Raw genomic sequence first — 15,882 nt, forward strand, 5'->3', positions numbered from 1 at the left:
ATGTGCTTCCAGAGTCGGGTCTGGAGGTCGGGGTGGCTAAGTCTTCACGTTCTTCGCGCACGATATTGCCGGTGGTGCGGTGGCTCCAGTTGGGGACCGCCGCGGCGGGAATCGGTGTGGCGCTGATGGCCGCGCCGGGCATCGCCGCCGCTGACACGGGTGGCAACCCGTCGTCGTCGGATACCTCCACCAGCCACAGCTCGTCGGCGCGCGACTCCGTTGATCGGCACGCCGGCAAGGCAAGCACCGGTCGAAGCGCACCCGCCGCGCCACGGCGCAGCGCGGCCCAGACCACCCGGGGCGTCCCCGCCGCGGTCTCAGCGCGCGTGACGACCACCCGCACGGCAGGGCGCACCACCTCCCCGGCGCCGGCTCTCGCGTCCGCGAGCGCCACCGCCACCGCCACCGCCACGGCGACGAGCGCTCAACGGTTGGCCGTCCCGCAAGGACTCCAGTCGATTTCCGATGCGCTGCAAGAGTTTCTGGCCGGTGCCGCCAACCGGCTCGCCAACCAGCCGGCCACGCCGCTCAACAGGGTCCTGCAAGACGGCGTGTACCTGATCCGGCGCACTCTGTTCCCGGCCAGCGTGGGAGTGATCACCAGGCCCATCAAGGTGCCGCTGTACTTCCAGAGCATCGACAACGCCGGCACCCAGAAACTCGGCATCTACGTCTCGCTCGGGTACGGAGCACCGCCCCAGCTGTTCGAGTTCGACACCGGCGCGGGTGGCTTCTACGCGGCCTACGCCTCCGCTGACCCCACGCGATCGCCATGGTGGGGCAGCAATGTCACCACCTCCACGCAACAGGTGCAGGACACGTTCGACAGTGGTCTGCAGTACAGCGGTTTCGCGGCGACAGGAACAGTGTCACTGTATTCCATCGGCAACTCCACACCTCTGGTCACGAGTGGTCAAGTCGTTGTCGGACAGATGGATTCGATCACGAACAGCAAGTCCGGTGACACACTGTGGACGCCAGAGGGTCTGCCGAAGCCTGATTCGCCTGCGCCCATCGACAATGCGTTCTACGGCGACTTCGGTATGGCCCCGACATTTTCGGCCAACGGGATCAACCAGGTCATCGCCCAACTGACCTTCGGCTGGGGCGTCAAGCCCGGCTACCTCGTGCACGTGGATCCCGACACCGGCGAAGCGTGGATGCAGATCGGGTTGACCAACAGCGACATTGCGAACTCGCAGGGCATGTACTTTCCCATGCTGCCCGACGACAAAGCGGGCACGGACACGTTCAAGAACAGCGGGCTGCACTTCTACGGATTGCAGTTGTTCAACGCGACGATCAACATCATCGACAAGAGTGGCACCTTGTTGATCAACACTCCGAATGTGGGCATCACCCCGGACACCGGTGCCACCACCACGCTTCACAACACGAACCTGAGCCCCGACCCCTATCCGACGAGATACGACTCGATCATCGAAGGGGACAGCAGCGGGACAGAGACGGTCTCCAAGCTGAAAAACGACATGTTGTTCTGGCTTTCGGGGAACACCACGGGACAGACCCCGGTCCGCTACTTCCAGTTCGTCACGACCGACGCCCAGAACGCGGGCAAGGTCAAAGTGCAGAATCCGACCGCGGACGAGGTCGTCGACACCACCGAGGTGTACTACCTGAACACCGGCATCTCGCTGTTCTACACCTACGACGTCGTGTATTCCCTTGGCACCACAGCGGGTAACGGCACGCTCGGGTTGATCCCGCAGAAGCGCTGACGGTTAACCGGCCGCCTCGGCGGGCTTCGCGGGCGGCGGAGCCGGAAGCACCGCATAGAGGTCGCTCTCCAACTGCCTGCGCGCCTCGTCGACGGAAACCGACGCCGGGACCGAGATGCCGAAGGCGTCGACCACCGACGATCCCAGCGTCGTGATCTTGGCCCAGGCAATGTCCGCGCCGGTCCGTTCCAGCACGCCGGTGAGCGTCGCGAGCAGTCCGGTGCGGTCGGTGGTGCGGATCTCGACGATCAGCCTGCCCTCCCCGCTGCCGTCGTGCCACAGGATGCGCGGCGGGGCCGGCACGGCGTTGATCGGCACGGCCGGCTTGTGCTCGCCCACCCGGCCGGTGCCGTACTGCGCGGCGTCGGCATCGCGCTTCTCCAGAGCGGACATCACGTCGAGTTCGCCGCTGAGGGCGAGGATGAACTGCTGCCGGAGAAGCTCGGCGGCGGGCGGCGCACCGAAGTGCGGTGACACCACGAAGGTGTTGATCGCGGCACCGCCGGTGCTGTTGACCGACGCCGAATGCACCCGCAGCGAGTTGAGCGCCAGCACCCCGGCCGCCTTGGACAACAAGCCGCGCCGGTCCGGTGCGATCATCGCGACGTTGAAGGTGTGCGCACTGTCGCCCGGCGTCATCTCGACGTGTACACCGCCGTCGGCCGCCAGTGAAAGATGTTGTGGATCAATCGGATCCGCGTGTGGTTGCGGCTCGCCTGCCAACATCAGCCGGCAACGCCGGACCAGGTCGCCGATCAGCGAGGCCTTCCAATCCCCCCACACTCCGGGCCCGGTCGCCAGCGAATCCGCCTCGGCCAGCGCATCGAGCAACTCGAGCAGCACCGGGTCGCCACCGAGTGCGTCGATCACACGGGAAATGGTCTTGGGATCCTGCAGGTCCCGGCGCGTCGCGACGTCGGGCAGCAGCAGGTGGTAGCGCACGATCGCCGACAGCACGTCGATGTCGGACGGCCACATACCCAGCCGGGTGCCGACCTGCACAGCCAGTTCGGCACCGATCACACTGTGGTCCCCGCCGCGGCCCTTGCCGATGTCGTGCAGCAGTGCACCCAGCACCAGCAGGTCGGGACGGGACACCCGCGTGGTGAATGTGCTTGCCCGCGAGACCGTCTCGACAAGATGCCGATCGACGGTCCAGATGTGCACGACGTCGCGGGGCGGCAGATCGCGCACCGCGCCCCACTCGGGGAACAACCGTCCCCACAACCCGGTGCGGTCCAGCGCCTCGATGGTGGCCACCGTCGTCGGGCCCGCGGCCAGCAGCACCAGCAGGTCCTTGAGCGCGTCGCGCGGCCACGGCGTGCGCAGTTCGGGAGCGGAGGCGGCGAGTCTGTTCAGCGTCGACGCGGACATCGGCAGTCCGGTGGTCGCCGAGGCCGCCGCGACCCGCAGAATCAAGCCGGGATCGCGCTCCGGGCGGGCATCGCGGGCCAGGATCACCTCGCCGGCGAATTCCACCACCCCTCGTCCAGCGGGCGACGGGTCGGCCGTCGCAGCACCGAAAGACCACGTTTGGGAAGGGCATTGGCCGCGGTGCGCAACCCGGCATCCACGTAGTAGCTGATGGTGCGGGCGGCGTCGGAGAGCACCCGGGCAAGGTCGAAGCGGTCGCCGATGCGCAGGGCGGCGCCGATCTCGTCGGCGAACTGGGCCAGCAGTTGGTCACGGCCGCGCTTGGACGACCGGTGTAGTTCGGTGCGGACGTTGAGCAGCGCCAGATGCGCGCCGCCGAGTGAGCCGGTCGGCGACACCAGCGAGTTGCTCGGGTACACGTCCGCCAGTTGGGCGATCGCCAGCGCGTTGAGCAGCTGGACGTCGCGCAGCCCGCCCCGGCCGCATTTGAGATCCGGTTCGGCGCGGTGCGCGATCTGTCCGCTGCGCTGCCAGCGCGCCTGGGTGAGCTCGACGAGCTCTTCGAACCGGGAGCCGATTCCGGTGCGCCACTGCCGCCGTGCCCCGCCGATCAACAGCTGGGACAGTTCGGCATCCCCGGCGATATGCCGTGCCTCCAGCATCGCGAGCCCTGCCGAGATGTCCTCGTTGGCCACCGCGAGCGCCTCGGGCACGGTGCGAACACTGTGGTCCAGGCGAATGTTGGCGTCCCACAAGGGGTACCACAGCAGTTCGGCCACCTGGGTCACGATGTCGGCCGGCATATTGTCGTGCAGCAGCATGAGGTCGAGGTCGGAGTACGGCACGAACTCGCGGCGGCCCAGGCCGCCGGTGGCGACGATCGCGAACCCACTGGTGGCTGTGATACCGATCTCGGTGGCCTTGGTACTCAGCCAGAATTCGTGCAGATCCAACAGCGCGTCGCGCAGTGCCGCCGAATCCAGATGGCGCTGACCACCTTCCAGCAGTTGCTTGTTCGCGGCGGCCAGATCTTTCGCGGGTTTCGACGAACCCGCCGCCGGTGCCTCCCATCGGGGGGCGCCGGCGGCGGAATCTCTTGATTGCTTTGTCATCTCAGTCCTCCAACGGCCGACGCTCGACTAACGCTTATTCGGTGCGGCCGCAGCGAACCTCACAACGTCTGCGTCAGAGAGCGTCGGACCCCCGCTCACCGGTGCGGACCCGAACGACGGTCTCCACCGGACTGACCCACACTTTGCCGTCGCCGATTTTGCCGGTTCGTGCGGCCTGCACGATGACGTCCACGACCTTGTCGACCGCGGAGTCATCGACAATGACCTCCACACGCACCTTGGGCACGAAGTCCACGGAGTACTCCGCGCCTCGGTACACCTCGGTGTGACCCTTCTGACGTCCGTAACCCTGGACCTCGCTGACAGTCATCCCGAGGATGCCCGTCTGCTCCAGACCGGTCTTGACGTCTTCCAGCGTGAACGGCTTGACGATCGCAGTAATCAGCTTCATTTCCCTCATTCCTCCGCGCCGTGACGTCCGAGAACCGAGCTCGTGCCGGCCGCTGCGAAGTCGTACGCGGTCTCCGCGTGTTCGGCTTCGTCGATGCCGGACGCCTCTTCCTCGCGATCAAGCCGCAGTCCGATGGTGTACTTGACGATCAAGGCCAAGATAGCTGTCCCGATGGCGGAGTACCCCAGAACCGCGAAGGCACCGATTGCCTGCTTGATCAACTGATCGAAGCCACCGCCGTAGAACAGACCGGAAACCGCCGCCGGCGCCTCCGCGGTGGCCACCAGGCCCACCATCAGGGTGCCGAACAGACCACCGACGAGGTGCACGCCGACCACGTCGAGCGAGTCGTCGAAGCCCAGCTTGTACTTCAGGCCCACCGCGAGAGCACAGACGATACCCGCACCCGCGCCGATCGCCAGCGCGCCAACCACATTCACCGACGAGCAGGACGGGGTGATCGCGACCAGGCCGGCCACGATGCCCGATGCCGCACCCAGGGTGGTGGCGTGACCGTCACGAATCCGCTCGGTGAGCAGCCAGCCCAGCATGGCGGCACCCGTCGCGACCGTGGTCGTGAGGAAGGTGACACCGGCAATTCCGTTGGAGCCCACCGCGGAACCCGCGTTGAAGCCGTACCAGCCGAACCACAGCAGACCGGCGCCGAGCATCACGAACGGCAGGTTGTGCGGCCGCATCGGGGTGCCGGGCCAGCCGAGGCGCTTGCCCAGGATGATGGCCAGGACCAGGCCCGCGGTACCGGAGTTGATGTGCACCGCGGTTCCACCGGCGAAGTCGATTGCCTTGAGTTTGTTGGCAATCCAGCCACCCGTCTCACCGGTGACACCGTCGAAGGCGAACACCCAGTGGGCGACCGGGAAGTACACGAACGTGGCCCACAGGCCGGCGAAGACGAGCCAGCCCCCGAACTTGAGACGATCGGCGACCGCACCGGAGATCAGGGCGACCGTGATGATCGCGAACATGAGCTGGAAGGCCACGAAGACGACCTGCGGAATGGTTCCGGCCAGCGGGATCGAGACGGCCGCATCCTCCGGCTTGAGTTGCAGGTAGGTGCCGCCGATCAGCCCCTTGAGGCCGAAGTACTGGCTGGGGTCACCGAACAGGTTGAACTTGTCGTTGCCGAATGCCAGTGAGTAGCCGTACAGCACCCACAGCACCGTGACCACGCCCATGGCACTGACGCTCATCATGATCATGTTGAGCACGCCCTTGGCACGCACCATGCCGCCATAGAAAAAGGCCAGGCCCGGCGTCATCAGCAGCACGAGCGCGGAGCTCGCAAGCATCCATGCTGTGTCGCCGGTGTCCGGCACACCCATTACGGGAAATCCATCCACTCGCAGTTTCTCCTTCACCCATGCCACGGTTAGGCACCGTTGACCTAGGCCAAGACAATGCGCAGTGGTTGTTTCAGCTAAGACGCCTAGGTGTTTCGCATATGTGAACGGATCGGCAGTCTTCGTTTCGCGGGTGTTACATCCCGCAATTCGTGCCGCTCAGAACGGGTTCCGGGGCTACCCGAGCAGCGCGTCGACGAACGCGGCCGGCTCGAAAGGAGCGAGATCGTCGGGGCCTTCGCCCAATCCGACGAGCTTAACCGGTACCCCGAGCTCCTGCTGCACCCGGAAGACGATGCCGCCCTTGGCAGTCCCGTCGAGTTTGGTGAGCACCAGCCCGGTGATGTCGACGACCTCGGCGAAGACCCGGGCCTGCGCCAGACCGTTCTGGCCGATCGTCGCGTCGAGAACCAGCAGCACCTCGTCGACCGCCGCGCGTTTGCTCACCACTCGCTTGACCTTGCCGAGCTCGTCCATCAGGCCGGTCTTGGTGTGCAGTCGCCCGGCGGTGTCGATGACCACGACGTCGGCGCCGGCTTCGATCCCTTTGTCCACCGAGTCGAATGCCACCGACGCCGGGTCGGCGCCCTCCGCGCCGCGGACCACTTCGGCACCGACCCGTGACGCCCAGCTCTGCAACTGGTCGGCGGCGGCCGCACGGAAGGTGTCGGCCGCGCCCAGGACAACCCGGCGCCCGTCGGCGACCAGGACGCGGGCCAGCTTGCCCACCGTGGTCGTCTTGCCCGTTCCGTTGACGCCGACGACCAACAGAACCGACGGCTTGTCGGCGTGCGGCAGTGCCTTGATCGAGCGGTCCAGCCCGGGGTTGAGTTCGGCGATCAGCACGTCCCGCAGAACGGCACGGGCTTCGGCCTCGGTGCGCACGGTGGTGGCGGCCAGCCGGCTGCGCAACTGTGCGATCACCGAGCTGGTCACCACCGGGCCCAGGTCGGCGATCAGCAGGGTGTCCTCGACCTCTTCCCAGGACTCCTCGTCGAGATCGCCGCCGCCGAGCAGACCGAGCATGCTGCGGCCCAGCGCGTTCTGTGACTTGGCGAGCCGCCCGCGGAGGCGCTCGAGGCGGCCTTCCGTCGGCGCGATGCCGCTGAGATCGGGCGCGGTCGGCGTGACTGCGGCGGGCGCGGGGGCCTCGTCGACGGCAGGCTCTTCGGCGACCGGCTCCGCGGTCGCCGGCGGTTCCGCCACCGGCGGTTCGGGCAGCCGCACATCTTCGATCGGGCGCTTGACGGAGTCCCGCGGCAGCGCGGCATCGTCGCCGACTCCGGGCAGGCCCGTGGTGTCGATGGTGGGCGGCGTGGCCGGCGCTTTGGGGGGCGCCGTCGTTACTGACGATTGTGTGAACGAAATGCCGCTCGACGCGCTGTAGCCGCCGGATCGGTCAATTGGTGTGGGACTCTCTGAGCTGCGGCGCAGACTGATTTGGCGCCGCCGGTAGCGGACCAGACCGATGATGAGTGCAGCGACGAGCAGGACGGCGATGACCGCGATAGCGATCCAGAGACCCTCTGACACCGTGCCATTGTTTCAGGGCGTGGCGGTGGGCCGCGCCACCCCTGGGGTACGGGGTACCTCGTGACTACCGATGGGACGGAAGCGGGCAGCGGCCGGGGAGAGCGAAGCGACCCGGGACATGGGATGGCGAGCCGCAAACTGCGCCACATCGATGCCTGCCTGCACGGCCCGGTGGAGTACGAGACGGTGACCACCGGCTTCGAGCGCTACCGGCTCCCCTACAACGCCCTGACCCAGACCAACCTCGGCACCGTCGACCTCGGCACCGGCTTCCTCGGCGCACAGCTGCGCGCGCCGGTCCTGATCGGAGCGATGACCGGCGGGGCCGAGCTGTCCCGCACGATCAACCGCAATCTCGCCGAAGCCGCCCAGAAGCTCGGGATCGGCATGATGCTCGGTTCGCAGCGGATCATGCTCGACGACGACGCCGACGGCACTGTCGCCACCAGCTTCGAGGTCCGGGACCTCGCCCCCGACATCCTGTTGATCGGCAACATCGGGCTGGCTCAGCTCTCCGATGCGGCGTTTCCCAAGATCGCCGCGGCACTGGACCGGATCGGCGCTGACGCGCTTGCCGTGCACACCAATCCGCTGCAGGAGGCGATGCAGGCCAACGGCGACACCGACTTCAGCGGCTCGTTGGAGCGGTTGCGCAGGCTGGCCGAGACACTGCCCTACCCGATCGTGGTCAAGGAGGTCGGCCACGGGATCGGGGCCGCGGCCGCCGAGCGGCTGCGGGAGCTGCCGATCGCCGCGGTGGACGTCGCCGGAGCCGGCGGAACGTCGTGGGCCCGGGTCGAACAGCTGGTGCGCTACGGCGAGGTGCGCTACCCGGCCGTCGCTGAATGGGGGGTGCCGACCGCGCAGGCACTCACCGAGGTTCGGGCCACCTTGCCAGGCATGCCGCTGATGGCCTCCGGCGGAATCCGCACCGGGGTCGATGCCGCCAAGGCGCTGGCGCTGGGTGCCGATGTGGTGGCCCTGGCCCGCCCGCTGCTGGCCCCCGCCATCGAGTCACCGGCGGCCGCGCTGGATGCGCTGCACGGCTTCGTCGAAGAGCTGCGGGTCTGTCTACACGGCTGCGGGGCCGACGACGTGGCCGCGCTGAAACGGCTGGACCTCACGCGCCTCGACTGAGTCGGTCGACCGCGATCTGCAGGGACGAGACGACATCGAAGACCTCGGTCAGGCCGATCAGCTTCAGTGGCCGGCTGGTGCCGGGACCGTCGGCGACCACCGCGAATCCGATGTCCGGGGAGGCCGCCTCGTAGGCGTCGACGAGGACCTGCATGCCGGCCGAGCCGAGGAAGCTCACATCGGTCAGGTCGATGATCAGGGCAGCCGGCCGTTGTTCGAGTGTGCTGGTGACGAGTTGCTCGAGACGCGGCGACGTCAGCAGATCGAGTGCCCCGGACGCACTGACGACGGCGGTTCTTCCCAGCCAGTACTGCCGGCAGTCGTAAGCGTCCAAAGCCACCCTTCGATGATCGGTGCCCGCGCGGCGGGCGACAACTATCGGAAGGCTGCTGCTTGAACCCCGGCGAACAGATTAGCTCACCCATTTGGCCCGCTCTGACGGCCGGGCCTGCCCCCCGGGGTCAGAATTCCCGCTAGCGTGGAGGCGATGGCAAACCAGTCCGCGCCCGGTGTCGCGCACCGCGATGTCGAGACTGCGATGAACGGATCGCTGAATCTGCGGCGGACCGTCCTGAACCTGCTCAACGCGGTCCAGCCTGTACTGGCGGACTGGGCGGTACTGGCCATGCCCGATCACCGGACGGGTGGGCTGACGGTCTACGGCGGCGCCAACGTCGGGTTCTCCGACGTGATCGCCCGCTCGTCGCCGGCCGAGCGTGGTGTGGATCAGGTGTTGCGCACGGGCCAGCGACTCCATCGCCATGTCGGTCACGAGATGTCGCTTGCCGATATCGGCAGCCGGCTGCGACACCGTGCCCTCGCCGAGGAACTCGCCGCATTGCGTCCGGTCGACGTGTTGACCTTGGCGCTGACCGCGCGGGGGACGACATTGGGCGCGTTCGTTCTGGCTCGCACGGCGGGGCGGCGGTTCGACGCGGACACCATCGAAGAAGCCGAGCGGGTGAGCACGACCGCGGCTGTGGCGCTGGACTCGGCCCGGCTCTACGAGGAACGCGGGCAGCTGGCCGCTGCCATGCAGCGCAGCCTCCGCCCGCCGAAACTTCCTCAGGCAACCGGATTCTCGATCGCGGCACGCTATCGGCCCGCCGCGGAGCATCTGGAGGTCGGCGGCGACTTCTACGATGTCGTCGGCAGCGGAGACGACTGGGTGCTGACCCTGGGCGACGTGTGCGGCAAGGGGGTCGACTCCGCCGCACTGACGTTGCAGGCTCGCCAAACCATCCGTACCTCAGCGCATTTCGACCGGAGCCCCGATCGGATTCTGGAGACGCTGAACACGGTGCTGTGCGAACAGGCGGTAGGGCGGTTTGTCACCACGCTGTGCGCGCGCGTGCGAGGAAGGCCGGACGGCCAGTGGGCCGAGGCGCAGGTCGCCGCGGCCGGACACCCCGGCCCCATCGTGGTTCGGGCCACCGGCGATATCGAACAGATCGAGGTCTCCGGGATCGCCGCCGGCGTGAAGCTCGGCGTGCACTATCACTCGGCCGCAGTGCGATTGGATCGCGGCGACACCATGTTGATGTTCACCGATGGCGTCGAAGAGGCACGTCGCGACGAGCGTCTGTACGGCGTGCACCGGTTGTTCGAGCTGCTGCCCGCCTACGCCGGAGCCGGCGGCGAGACGATCTGCGAAGCGGTGGAACGTGACGTCCTGGAGTATTTGGACGGTGATCCGCACGATGACATGGCATTGCTGGCGGTCACATGCGGGAGCTGACACCGCTGGAGGATTACCAGCAAGCGTTGGCGAGCAGGAACCGAGCGCGAGCGACCGGCGTGATCACCGAATTACTCAGTGACGGCGTGGATCCCGTGACGGTGCTGACCGACGTCATAGCCGCATCGCAGCGCGAGGTCGGGATGCGGTGGCAGCGTGCCGAATGGACCGTCGCCGACGAGCACGCCGCCACTGCGATCTCGGTTGCCGCCACCGGCGCCGTCGACGAATACGTCAGCGGAATTCCGCTGGGGGGCCGGGAGCAGCCGACTCGACTGGCTACCCGTCCGACGGCAGACCGCGCGCAACTCCGCGCAGGTCATGTCGTGCGGCCGACCGGCTGCGCACCGGCTGCGGGACAACCTATCGTCACGCGGTTCGCGTGCAGGCGGAATCCGCGGGGGGCAGGTCGGTTCTGGTGGCCTGCGCCGAGCGGGAATTCCATGAACTGCCCGCCATGATCATCGCCTGCGCGTTGCGCGCGCACGGCTGGGACACCACCGTGCTGGGCGCGGCGACCTCGCCGATGCGCCTGAGCCAGCATCTCGTCGACCAGGGCCAGGATGCGGTCGCCATCAGCTGCTCGGTGCTGGGCGCCTTGCCGACCACCCGCCGCTTCATCGAGGCGGCCACCACGGCCGGGGTGCCGACGTTGGTCGGGGGTCCGGCGTTCGGCTACGACGACGTGCGGGCCCGGGCGCTGGGCGCCACCGCGTGGGCACCGAATGCACACGCCGCGGTCGCAGAGATGGACGGGTTGCCCGCGGTTGCCGGCGCGCTACCGGAGATTTCACCGGCCGCAGCCATCGAGCAGGCGCAGTTGGATCTGCACCACCGCCGAATCGTCGACTCCTTGCGCGAGCGTTGGTCGCTGACCCGTGACGCGCCGCCGAGCGCCGTCTTCGTCAATCTGACCCGCGACACGTTGAACCAGGCCCTGCATGCACTGTCGGCGGCGCTGCTCACCGGTGACCCTCGGCCGATCGCCGAGACCGCGTGGTGGATCAACGACGTGCTGCGGGCCCGTGACGCCGATCCCGCGTCAGTGGCCGAGCTGGCCGGCCTGCTCGCCGACGGCGTCGAGGACTACCCGCTGGCACGCGAGCTCGTGCGTGAGCACTTCACCATCGAATCCGACTGAGCCGCAGACGGTTACGGCGCCGCGCTGGCGACCAGCTCTTCGCCGCGCATTCGCTGCGAGATCACCGTGGTGATGCCGTCGCCCTGCATCGTCACGCCGTACAGCGCGTCGGCGATCTCCATGGTCGGCTTCTGGTGAGTGATGACGATCAGCTGTGACTGGGAGCGGAGCTGCTCGAACAGCCCGATCAGCCTGCGCAGATTCACGTCGTCGAGGGCGGCCTCGACCTCGTCCATGACATAGAACGGTGACGGCCGGGCCCGGAAGATCGCCACCAGCATGGCCACCGCGGTCAGCGACTTCTCACCGCCGGAGAGCAGCGAGAGGCGCTTGACCTTCTTGCCCGGTGGGCGGGCCTCCACCTCCACGCCGGTGGTCAGCAGGTCGCTGGGGTCGGTCAGCAACAACCGGCCTTCACCGCCCGGGAACAGCGTCGCGAACACCTGCTCGAACTCGCGCTCGACGTCGGCGTACGCCTCGGCGAACACCTGCAGGATGCGCGCATCGACGTCGGCGATCACGTCGAGCAGGTCCTTGCGGGCGGCTTTGACGTCTTCGAGCTGGGTGGACAGGAAGTTGTAGCGCTCCTCCAGCGCGGCAAACTCTTCCAGCGCAAGCGGATTCACCCGGCCGAGTTCGGACAGCTCACGTTCGGCCCGCTTGGCCCGCCGTTCCTGAGTCGGGCGGTCGAACCGCATCGGCGCCGGCGCCATGACCTGCTCGCCACGCTCCTTGGCCTGTTCGTATTCGGCCATCTCCAGCTCCGACGGTGGCAGCGTCACGTCCGGGCCGTACTCGGCGATCAGATCGTCGGCAGACATACCGAACTGCTCCAGCACCATCTGCTCGAGCTGTTCGATGCGCAGCGACGCTTGGGCCTTGGCCACCTCGTCGCGGTGCAGCGAGTCGGTCAGCGCGGCGATCCGGGTGTTCAGCGCGGTCACTTCCTCACGCGCGGCGGTCATTGCGGTGGCCCGTTCCTGCCGTTCGGCGGCCAGCGCATCGCGGCGCCGGGACGCCGCTGCCACGACACCGGACAGGTGCTCGGCCACGCGGCGCCCGGCCTCGGCCACCGCGGCAGCGACCGCGGCGGCGTGCTCGCGGGCTGCCCGGGCGCGCTGGGCGCGAACCCGCGCCTCGCGCTCCGCCGTAGCAGCGCGTCGCAACGAATCTGCCCGTCCGCGAACGGCATTCGCACGTTCCTCGGCGGTACGCACCGCCAGCCGCACCTCCACCTCGATGGCACGGGCTTCCTCGGCGGCGGACTGCATGTATTGGCGGTCCTCGGGCGTGTCCTCGACCTCGGTGACCCCGTCCTGCGCTGCGGCCAACCGGTTCTCGAGCTCGGTGAGCTCTTCCACCGTTTTCAGCCGCCCGGCCTCGAGCTCGTCGCGCTGAGCCTGCTGGCGGCGCCACTCCCACTCGGCGGCACGGGCTTCCTGCCCCAGCCTGCCGAGCTGTTCGTAGATCGCCGCGATCGCGGCATCGGATTCGTTGAGCGCTGCCAGCGCCTGCTCAGCGGAGTCCTGACGCTCACCCTGTTCGGTGAGCGCACCGGCCAGTGCGGCCGACAGCTCGGCGACCTGGGTCTCGGCTGCCGCGAGTTCGCGTGTGGCCTTGTCGATTTCGCCGGCGATCTCCAGAGTGCTGGGCTTGCGGTCGGAGCCGCCGCTGACCCACCCCGCGCCAACCAGGTCACCGTCGAGTGTCACCGCACGCAGCGATGGCCGCGCCGCGACCAGATCCAGCGCGGCACCCAGATCCTCGACGACGGCCACGTCGGCGAGCATTGCCGTCATGGCGCCCTGAAGTCGTCCCGGCGCCTCGATGAGATCCAGCGCCCACAACGCGCGCTCGGGCAGCGAACCGGTCTGGCGCGGCGCAATCGGCCAGTCCCCCAACACGATCGCCGCCCGGCCGCCGTCGGCGTCCTTGAGCGCTCGCACCGCCGAACTGGCGGCGTCGAAGTTTTCAGCGGCCACCGCGTCGGCCGCGGCGCCCAGCACCGCCGCCAACGCCCCTTCGTAACCCGAGCGCACCTTGACCAGTTTGGCAATCGTCCCGAAAAGTCCTGTGCCGCCATGGTTTTCGGTCAGCCAGGCCGAGCCGTCCTTGCGCTCCAGCCCGACCGCCAGCGCGTCGATACGAGCCCGCAACGAGGCCACCTGTCGTTCGGCGCTGCGCTCGGCCGCCTGCAATTCGGCCACCCGCTCGTCGGCCTGCCGCAGCGCGGCGATCGTGCGGTCGTGCTGCTCGTCGAGTCCGACCTCGCCCTGATCCAGTTCGCCCACCCGGCCCTGCACGGTCTCGAACTCGGCCCTGGCGTGCTGGGTGCGGGCGGCGGCCTCTTCGATCGCGGTGGTCAGCCTCGCGACGCCCTCGTCGATCGATTCGACCCGGGCGCGCACCGTCTCTACCTGACCGGCCAGCCGGGCCAGACCTTCCCGGCGGTCGGCCTCGGCGCGCACGGCGGCCATGTGGGCGCGTTCGGCTTCGGCGGCCGCGCGTTCGCGTTCCCCGAGCTCGGCACGCGCGAACTCGAGCCGCGATTGCGCTTCGGCCAGCTCGGCCAGCAGCTCCTGCTCCCGCGCGGCGACCTCGTCGGCCTCGGCGTCCAGCTCGTCGGGGTCCGGGCCGGTGCTCGCGGTGGGCTCGGTCTCGAGGTATTGCGCTCGCTCAGAAGCGATCCGGACGGTGGCGCTGACCCGTTCGGCCAGCGCCGACAGGCGGAACCAAGCCTGCTGGGCGGCGTCGGTGCGTTCGGAGAGCGTGGCCACCGCGGCCTCGTGGGCGGCCAGCGCCGTGGTGGCGACGTCCAGGCGTTTCGCGGCGTCGTCGTGCTCGCGGCGCAACGTGGTCTCGGTGTCGTCGGCGCCGGCGAACTCGGCCCGCCGGGTGACCAGGTCGTCGGCGGCCAGCCGCAGCCGCGCGTCGCGCAGATCCGCCTGAATGGTCTGGGCTCGCCGCGCCATCTCGGCCTGTCGGCCCAGCGGCTTGAGCTGGCGGCGCAGCTCGGTGGTCAGGTCGGTGAGCCGGGCCAGGTTGGCCGCCATCGAGTCGAGCTTGCGGACCGCCTTTTCCTTGCGCTTGCGGTGCTTGAGCACACCAGCGGCCTCTTCGATGAAGGCCCGGCGGTCTTCGGGGCGAGACTCGAGGATCTGAGACAGCCGGCCCTGACCGACGATGACGTGCATTTCCCGGCCGATGCCGGAGTCGCTGAGCAGCTCCTGGACGTCCATCAACCGGCAGCTGGTGCCGTTGATCTCGTACTCCCCGGCGCCGTCGCGGAACATCCGCCGGGTGATCGACACCTCGGAGTACTCGATCGGCAGCGCGTGGTCGGAATTGTCGATGGTCAGCGTCACCTCGGCGCGACCCAGCGGCGCCCGCGAGGAGGTGCCGGCGAAAATGACGTCTTCCATCTTGCCGCCGCGCAGCGTCTTCGCCCCCTGCTCGCCCATCACCCAGGCCAGCGCGTCGACGACATTGGACTTGCCGGAACCGTTCGGGCCGACCACGCAGGTGATGCCGGGCTCCAGGCGAAGAGTCGTCGCCGCAGCGAAGGACTTGAAGCCCTTCAGGGTCAGACTCTTGAGGTACACGGCGTGCCAGACTACCGCTCGCTAAAGCCTCTGATGGCTTCGCCGCGCGGTGACCAATCGACAACAACCTTGTCGACGTGCCCCGGCGTTTTCCCACTATTGAGCAGCTGTAACAGCTGTTCACATGCGTCACGCGGGCCCTGCGCGACGACCAGAACCCGGCCGTCGGCCTGATTGGACGCGTACCCGGTCACACCCAGCTCCAGTGCCCGAGACCGGGTCCACCAGCGGAAACCCACGCCCTGCACGTGGCCGTGCACCCAGGCGGTGAGGCGGACGTCAGGATCGGTCAACGTCGTCCACCTCGAAGCGGACCTCGGTGCCGGATTTGAGGGTGCGCCCCACGGTGCACACCTGGTCGATCGCGCGGTTGACCACCAGCACCAGCCGCTCGATCTCCTCCTGGGACAGCCCGGACAGATCGATCTCCAGCTTCTCCTCGAGCAGCGGATAGCGCTCCTGCTCCCGGTCGGCCGCCCCGGACACCCGGATCGTGGCCGCATAGTCGTCGCCGAGCCGGCGGCGCAGCGGCTGATCGCTGCTCAGGCCGCTGCACCCGGCCAGTGCGATCTTGAGCAGCTCACCGGGGGTGAAGACACCCTCGTCGGTCTCCGAGCCGATCAGCACCTCCGCGCCGCGGCTGCTGCGCCCGGTGTAGCGGCGGATGCCGGTGCGTTCCACCCACAGGTCAGTCATGTGTTCGTGTCTCCTTCTCCCGCCCAAACCGACATCT

14 protein-coding genes are annotated in these 15,882 nt (G+C 68.3%); 5 read left to right on the top strand and 9 right to left on the bottom strand.

What is annotated here, in order from left to right; all coding sequences use genetic code 11:
* The first annotated feature begins 71 nt into the window (after positions 1 to 71).
* A complete protein-coding gene (locus D3H54_RS31280; RefSeq protein ID WP_168214913.1) occupies positions 72 to 1,739 on the top strand; it encodes a hypothetical protein in 1,668 nt (555 codons plus the stop codon).
* A gap of 3 nt (positions 1,740 to 1,742) precedes the next feature.
* Here D3H54_RS31280 and D3H54_RS31830 read toward each other — a convergent pair whose 3' ends face one another.
* From D3H54_RS31830 to ftsY, 5 genes are all read right to left on the bottom strand, one after another.
* Entirely contained in the window at positions 1,743 to 3,221 is a 1,479-nt protein-coding gene (locus D3H54_RS31830; protein ID WP_286198931.1) for a [protein-PII] uridylyltransferase, read from the bottom strand.
* Entirely contained in the window at positions 3,197 to 4,225 is a 1,029-nt protein-coding gene (locus D3H54_RS31835) for a [protein-PII] uridylyltransferase family protein (RefSeq protein WP_286198932.1), read from the bottom strand. The genes D3H54_RS31830 and D3H54_RS31835 overlap by 25 nt, the downstream gene beginning before the upstream one ends.
* Before the next feature lie 73 nt (positions 4,226 to 4,298).
* Positions 4,299 to 4,637, bottom strand: coding sequence for a P-II family nitrogen regulator (locus D3H54_RS19225; protein WP_036339085.1), 339 nt, complete (start codon positions 4,635 to 4,637; stop codon positions 4,299 to 4,301).
* A 5-nt stretch (positions 4,638 to 4,642) separates the two neighbouring features.
* On the bottom strand, positions 4,643 to 5,998 hold the full coding sequence (locus tag D3H54_RS19230; RefSeq protein ID WP_168215091.1) for an ammonium transporter: 1,356 nt from the start codon (positions 5,996 to 5,998) through the stop codon (positions 4,643 to 4,645).
* A gap of 177 nt (positions 5,999 to 6,175) precedes the next feature.
* Positions 6,176 to 7,531 carry a signal recognition particle-docking protein FtsY gene (ftsY, locus tag D3H54_RS19235; protein ID WP_149380406.1) on the bottom strand — a complete coding sequence of 452 codons (1,356 nt, stop codon included), beginning with the start codon at positions 7,529 to 7,531 and terminating at the stop codon, positions 6,176 to 6,178.
* A 123-nt stretch (positions 7,532 to 7,654) separates the two neighbouring features.
* On the opposite strand from ftsY, the gene fni reads away from it, so the two are divergent.
* On the top strand, positions 7,655 to 8,668 hold the full coding sequence (fni, locus tag D3H54_RS19240) for a type 2 isopentenyl-diphosphate Delta-isomerase (RefSeq protein ID WP_149380407.1): 1,014 nt from the start codon (positions 7,655 to 7,657) through the stop codon (positions 8,666 to 8,668).
* Here fni and D3H54_RS19245 read toward each other — a convergent pair.
* Complete coding sequence (locus D3H54_RS19245) at positions 8,652 to 9,008, bottom strand: STAS domain-containing protein (RefSeq protein ID WP_353620030.1); 357 nt, start codon at positions 9,006 to 9,008, stop codon at positions 8,652 to 8,654. The genes fni and D3H54_RS19245 overlap by 17 nt on opposite strands.
* A 147-nt stretch (positions 9,009 to 9,155) precedes the next feature.
* On the opposite strand from D3H54_RS19245, the gene D3H54_RS19250 reads away from it, so the two are divergent.
* From D3H54_RS19250 to D3H54_RS19260, 3 genes are read left to right on the top strand one after another with little or no spacing between them, the layout of a single operon-like run.
* Complete coding sequence (locus D3H54_RS19250) at positions 9,156 to 10,406, top strand: PP2C family protein-serine/threonine phosphatase (RefSeq protein ID WP_149380408.1); 1,251 nt, start codon at positions 9,156 to 9,158, stop codon at positions 10,404 to 10,406.
* On the top strand, positions 10,394 to 10,867 hold the full coding sequence (locus tag D3H54_RS19255; RefSeq protein WP_149380409.1) for a B12-binding domain-containing protein: 474 nt from the start codon (positions 10,394 to 10,396) through the stop codon (positions 10,865 to 10,867). The genes D3H54_RS19250 and D3H54_RS19255 overlap by 13 nt, the downstream gene beginning before the upstream one ends.
* Positions 10,825 to 11,547 carry a cobalamin B12-binding domain-containing protein gene (locus D3H54_RS19260; protein ID WP_168214733.1) on the top strand — a complete coding sequence of 241 codons (723 nt, stop codon included), beginning with the start codon at positions 10,825 to 10,827 and terminating at the stop codon, positions 11,545 to 11,547. Before D3H54_RS19255 ends, D3H54_RS19260 begins: the two co-directional genes overlap by 43 nt.
* Positions 11,548 to 11,558: 11 nt before the next feature.
* On the opposite strand, the gene smc is transcribed toward D3H54_RS19260, so the two are convergent.
* Genes smc through D3H54_RS19275 form a run of 3 tightly spaced genes read right to left on the bottom strand, consistent with a single transcriptional unit; the run spans position 11,559 to position 15,845 of the window.
* Positions 11,559 to 15,149: a chromosome segregation protein SMC gene (gene smc, locus D3H54_RS19265; RefSeq protein ID WP_149380411.1), complete on the bottom strand. Its 3,591-nt coding sequence runs from the start codon at positions 15,147 to 15,149 to the stop codon at positions 11,559 to 11,561.
* A gap of 11 nt (positions 15,150 to 15,160) precedes the next feature.
* A complete protein-coding gene (locus D3H54_RS19270) occupies positions 15,161 to 15,442 on the bottom strand; it encodes an acylphosphatase (RefSeq protein ID WP_149380412.1) in 282 nt (93 codons plus the stop codon).
* Positions 15,429 to 15,845: an OsmC family protein gene (locus D3H54_RS19275; protein WP_149380413.1), complete on the bottom strand. Its 417-nt coding sequence runs from the start codon at positions 15,843 to 15,845 to the stop codon at positions 15,429 to 15,431. Before D3H54_RS19275 ends, D3H54_RS19270 begins: the two co-directional genes overlap by 14 nt.
* Positions 15,846 to 15,882 lie beyond the last annotated feature (37 nt).

Source organism: Mycobacterium sp. ELW1, assembly GCF_008329905.1.
Lineage (GTDB): Bacteria > Actinomycetota > Actinomycetes > Mycobacteriales > Mycobacteriaceae > Mycobacterium.